The 3,873-nt window shown below is 71.7% G+C and carries 3 protein-coding genes and 1 pseudogene; all 4 read right to left on the reverse strand.

Annotated elements, in window-relative coordinates; translation table 11 throughout:
• A pseudogene (locus tag VHK87_RS13325) lies at positions 1–237 on the reverse strand (hypothetical protein); the annotation flags it as partial.
• A gap of 66 nt (positions 238–303) precedes the next feature.
• Positions 304–690, reverse strand: a complete 387-nt coding sequence (locus VHK87_RS13330; RefSeq protein ID WP_329635382.1) for a flagellar hook-basal body complex protein — start codon at positions 688–690, stop codon at positions 304–306.
• Between the two features lie 65 nt (positions 691–755).
• Positions 756–1,559, reverse strand: coding sequence for a flagellar hook assembly protein FlgD (locus VHK87_RS13335; RefSeq protein ID WP_329635383.1), 804 nt, complete (start codon positions 1,557–1,559; stop codon positions 756–758).
• A gap of 18 nt (positions 1,560–1,577) precedes the next feature.
• On the reverse strand, positions 1,578–3,257 hold the full coding sequence (locus VHK87_RS13340) for a flagellar hook-length control protein FliK (RefSeq protein ID WP_329635384.1): 1,680 nt from the start codon (positions 3,255–3,257) through the stop codon (positions 1,578–1,580).
• Positions 3,258–3,873: the final 616 nt, after the last annotated feature.

Genomic DNA, 3,873 nt, shown 5'->3' on the forward strand with positions numbered 1-3,873 from the left:
CGCGTCGCGCACGAGGCCGACCTCGAGCCGGCGCTTGCCGCCGGCGGAGTCGATGACCGTCAGCTCGACCACGAAGTCGGGGCGGTGACCCGTCGTGGGATCGGTGGCGTAGTCCTCCATCTCGCCGACGGCGTAGCCGGGCGTGACGGTCTGGTCCTTGTTCAGGTTCGCCTTGATTTCCATGCTGGTCGTCTTGGCGACGGCCGAGCCCAGGTCGCGGACGTTGATCGGGCCCATCCGGGTCAGGTCGGCGGGGCTGCGGTCGACGGTCCCGTCCAGGTTGATCGGCCAGCCCTGCAGGTACTATCCCTGGTCGTTGACCAGGTAGCCGTCGCTGTCGACCGCGAACGAGCCCGAGCGGGTGAAGAAGCGGGCGTCGGAGGGGGCGAGGGAGGCGCCCTTCTGGGTGACGACGAAGAAGCCCTCGCCGGCGATCGCCATGTCGGTGGAGGAGTTGGCCGCCTGGATCAGGCCCTGCTGGCTGACGTACTGGCGGTTGATCGCCTTTACGCCGCCGGCGCTGTAGGCGCCCGACAGGTACTGAGAGGTGACGATGTTGCCGAAGTTCACCTGGCTACGCTTGTAAGCCACGGTGTTGACGTTGGCGATGTTGTCCGAGAGTGCGGCGAGGGCCGAGGAGTTGGCCAACAGTCCCGACACCCCGGCACGCATTGCGCTGCTGATGCTCATTTTGGTCTGCCTTGGTCCTTGATGAGAGTTGGTGAGAGGCCGCGTTCAGCGGCCGCCTGGAGGCCTCAGGCCCCCGTCGGCTCCGGGGACGGTTCGCCGTCCTCCTGTGCGATGGCGTCTTCCAGCCAGTTGTTGTTGTCCGCCTCTTCCGACTCATCGCCGGTGTCGGAGGTCTGGCTGGTTTGGCTGGTGCTGGTGGTCGCCGGCGGATCGGCCAGGGTGATGGTGCTCACCGCCGTCCATTCCATCTTGGCGCCGCCGACGCTGATCAGCGTCTTGCCGTCCTTCTGCTCGACGGAGTTCACCACCCCTTCGATGAAGGTCACCGAGTCGATCAGCTTCTTGGCCGAGTCGATCGCAGTGACCCTGAGGGTGTAGACGCCGTCCGGCTGCTTCACCCCGGCCGAGTTCTTGCCGTCCCAGGTGAAGGCGTGGTCGCCTTCGCCGTTCTTGCTGGGCGAGCCGACAAAGACCACGCGGCCCTTGTCGTCCAGCACCTCCAGCTTCACGTTGGCCGCGGTCCGGTCGAGGTTGTAGATCCAGCTGGCCTTGCCGTCCTTCATGGCGACGTCGTCGCTGACGGCGCGCACCTTCTTGCCGATCAGGCTGACGGCGTCGGCGACGCCGGAGTTGTTCCCGGCGACCAGTTTTTCCAGCAGCTCGTTGGTCAGAAGCTGCTGCTCGACCCCGGTCATCTGGGTCAGCTGCTCGGTGAACTGGTTGGAATCCAGCGGCGAGAGCGGGTCCTGGTTCTTCAGCTGCGTGGTGAGCAGCGTCAGGAAGGTCTCGAAGTTCTGGGCCAGGCGGGCCTTGCCCAGGGCGGTTTCCTGGGGCGGGGCCTGAGTGGCTGTGACGGCGTCGACGGCCATGGGACGCGACTCCTTTCTCTAGATGCGGATGTCGAGGGCGGCGCTGGGCCGTCTCGAGAGTTTGGGGGGCAGGGCGGCCTGGTCGGCGGCTTCGCCGGTCGCCAGGGCCTGGGCGAACGCGCGGCCGGCGAAGGCGCCGCCGTCCTGGCGCGCCTCCGGATCGCGGCCAAACCGGGAATTGTCCGTCAGGTCGAAGGAGAGGCCGCCGGAGACGTCGAAGCCGGCCTGCTCCAGCGCGCGCTGCAGCTCGGGCGCGCGGCCGCGCAGCTCGGCGGCGGCCTGTGCGGAGTCGACGGCGAAGGCCGCGGTCATCTTGCCGGCGGCGCCGATCTCGATCTGCACATCGACCCGGCCGAGGCCGGCGGGCTGCAGCTCCACTTGGAACCGCGTGGAGCGGCCCTCCAGCTTGCGGATGATCTCGGCGGCCAGGGCGGCGACAGTTTCCGGCGCGCCGCGCACGCCCGGCGCGAGATCGCGCGGCGCGGCGGCTTCGGCGAGGGCCGGCGAGGCCGGGGTCGCCGCGGACTCCCCGGTCCGAGGCGCTTCGGCCTTGTCGGTGGGGGCCAGCGGGGCCGGCGCGGCGACGCTGGCGTCGGTCGCGGCCTTGGGCTGCTCCGGCGCGGGCGCGCCGGCGGGGCGGGCCGCGAGCGCCGGGGCCGGATCTTCGACGGCGGCCGGGGCGGCGGCGGACGCCTCCGTCCTGGCCTGGCCGGGTTCGCGGGTCGCCGGTTCGCGGCGGCGGGTGGGCGTGGCGTTGGGGAGCGCAGGCGTGGCGACGGGCGCGGCCTCGGCCGCAGCCTCCAGCGGCGCCTCGGCAGCACCCTCGGCGGGCTCCTCGGCCGCGGGCGCAGCCGCATCGCCAAGCCCAGTCGGCACGGACTTGGCGTGCACAACCGCCCCCTGCAGGAGCGGGTGAGGCGCGGCGGCGCGGTCGGCGGGCGGCGGGGCCACGCCGGGGTCCTTGGGCTGTGCGGGCAGGGGCGACTCGGCGGCGGCCGGAGCGCTCGCATGGGCCGGGCGCGCCTCAGGCGTCGCCGGTTTCGCCGGCGTAGCCGGCTGCGCAGGGCCCGCGCCCCGCGCCGGAGCGGCAGGCTGGGTCGGGACGGCGGCGTGGGCGGGCGGCGCCGGTTCGGCCGGCGCCGTCTTGGTCTCTCCGGGCGCGCGTTCGGCCTTCGGCGCGGCGTCGGCAGCGCCCAGGGCCGGCGGCGCGGCTTGTGCGGCCGGACCGGCTTCGGCCAGCCGGGCCGCCGCCTTCTCCAGGCCAGGGGCGGATGCGCCGTCCGCCTGGGCGATCAGCGTCTCGATCCGTTCAGCGGCTTTCGCCAGGCCGGTCGCCGGCGCACCGGCCTCCGGTTCGGCGGCCGTCACGGCCTGCGGCGACACGGCGGGCGAACCCTGCGCGGCGAGCGGCGGCCAGGGTTGAGCCGGCGCCGGGGCGACGGCCGCGTCGGGCAGGATTTCTGTGGCCGTTTCGGACGCTTCGCCCTCGGCGGGCCCGGCGCTCGCGGCGTCTCGGGCACCCTGGCCAAGCGCGGACGGGGCGGGCTTGGCGGTCGGCATCTCCACCGGCGCGGCCTCGCCCGAGAAGCCGGCGAGCAGCTGCTCGAACACGTCCGCCGGCTGCCCAGGCGTGGCCGCCGCGCCGGGCTGGCCCGGCGTCGTCGGCATGGTCGGAAGGGCGATCGGAAACGCGAACATTGGGCGGGGGTCTTGCCTTGGAAACGAGAGCGCCTGCTGCGCCAGGTCCATTCGACACCCGCCGAGCAACCCCTGGGCCAAGTTTCCGCCACAATCCCAAGTCGCTGAAACGGCACAGATTTCCCAGTTCCGTTAAGACCTCGGGCACCACCCCGCGGGCCGAATTTGCCGGGCTGCCGGCGTCCGATAGGCGCGCCTTGCCGAGGCGTGGATCACCTCCTAGCCCCGACGCTCAGCGCGAGGGGAGAGGATTGAGGAGAGGGGCGACGCCGGCGTTTACGCTCCACCGGATGGTGGCCTAGCTCCCGAAAACCGGGCCCGCTCGACCTGCCGCTTCGAGAGCGAAGAGGCCGCTCCACGCCTCTCCTTAGTCCTCTCCCCCCGCACTTCGTGTCGCGGGAGAGGAGACGGGTGCGCGCCTATACGCGTCAGCTCGGTCAGACTGGCCCGCCTCTTGCGCCGTGTGGTCGCAACGCAACCGGCCTTGGCAGAAGATGGCACTGAAAACGTTCGACTTTTCCCGGAAAGCAAAGGGTGCGTTCATCACGCCCTGGGCAGTTTTCGCCGGGTCGAGCGTCAGGGTTTGCCGAGGGGAGGCCTAGAAAATGTCGCTCCA

Origin of the sequence: Phenylobacterium sp. (genome assembly GCF_036263695.1) — a bacterium.
GTDB lineage: Bacteria > Pseudomonadota > Alphaproteobacteria > Caulobacterales > Caulobacteraceae > Phenylobacterium.

Bases quoted from the DNA above. Each gene is read 5' to 3' on its own strand.
- VHK87_RS13330 (WP_329635382.1), bottom strand. From the start codon at position 690: ATGAGCATCAGCAGCGCAATGCGTGCCGGGGTGTCGGGACTGTTGGCC.
- VHK87_RS13335 (WP_329635383.1), bottom strand. From the start codon at position 1,559: ATGGCCGTCGACGCCGTCACAGCCACTCAGGCCCCGCCCCAGGAAACC.
- VHK87_RS13340 (WP_329635384.1), bottom strand. From the start codon at position 3,257: ATGTTCGCGTTTCCGATCGCCCTTCCGACCATGCCGACGACGCCGGGC.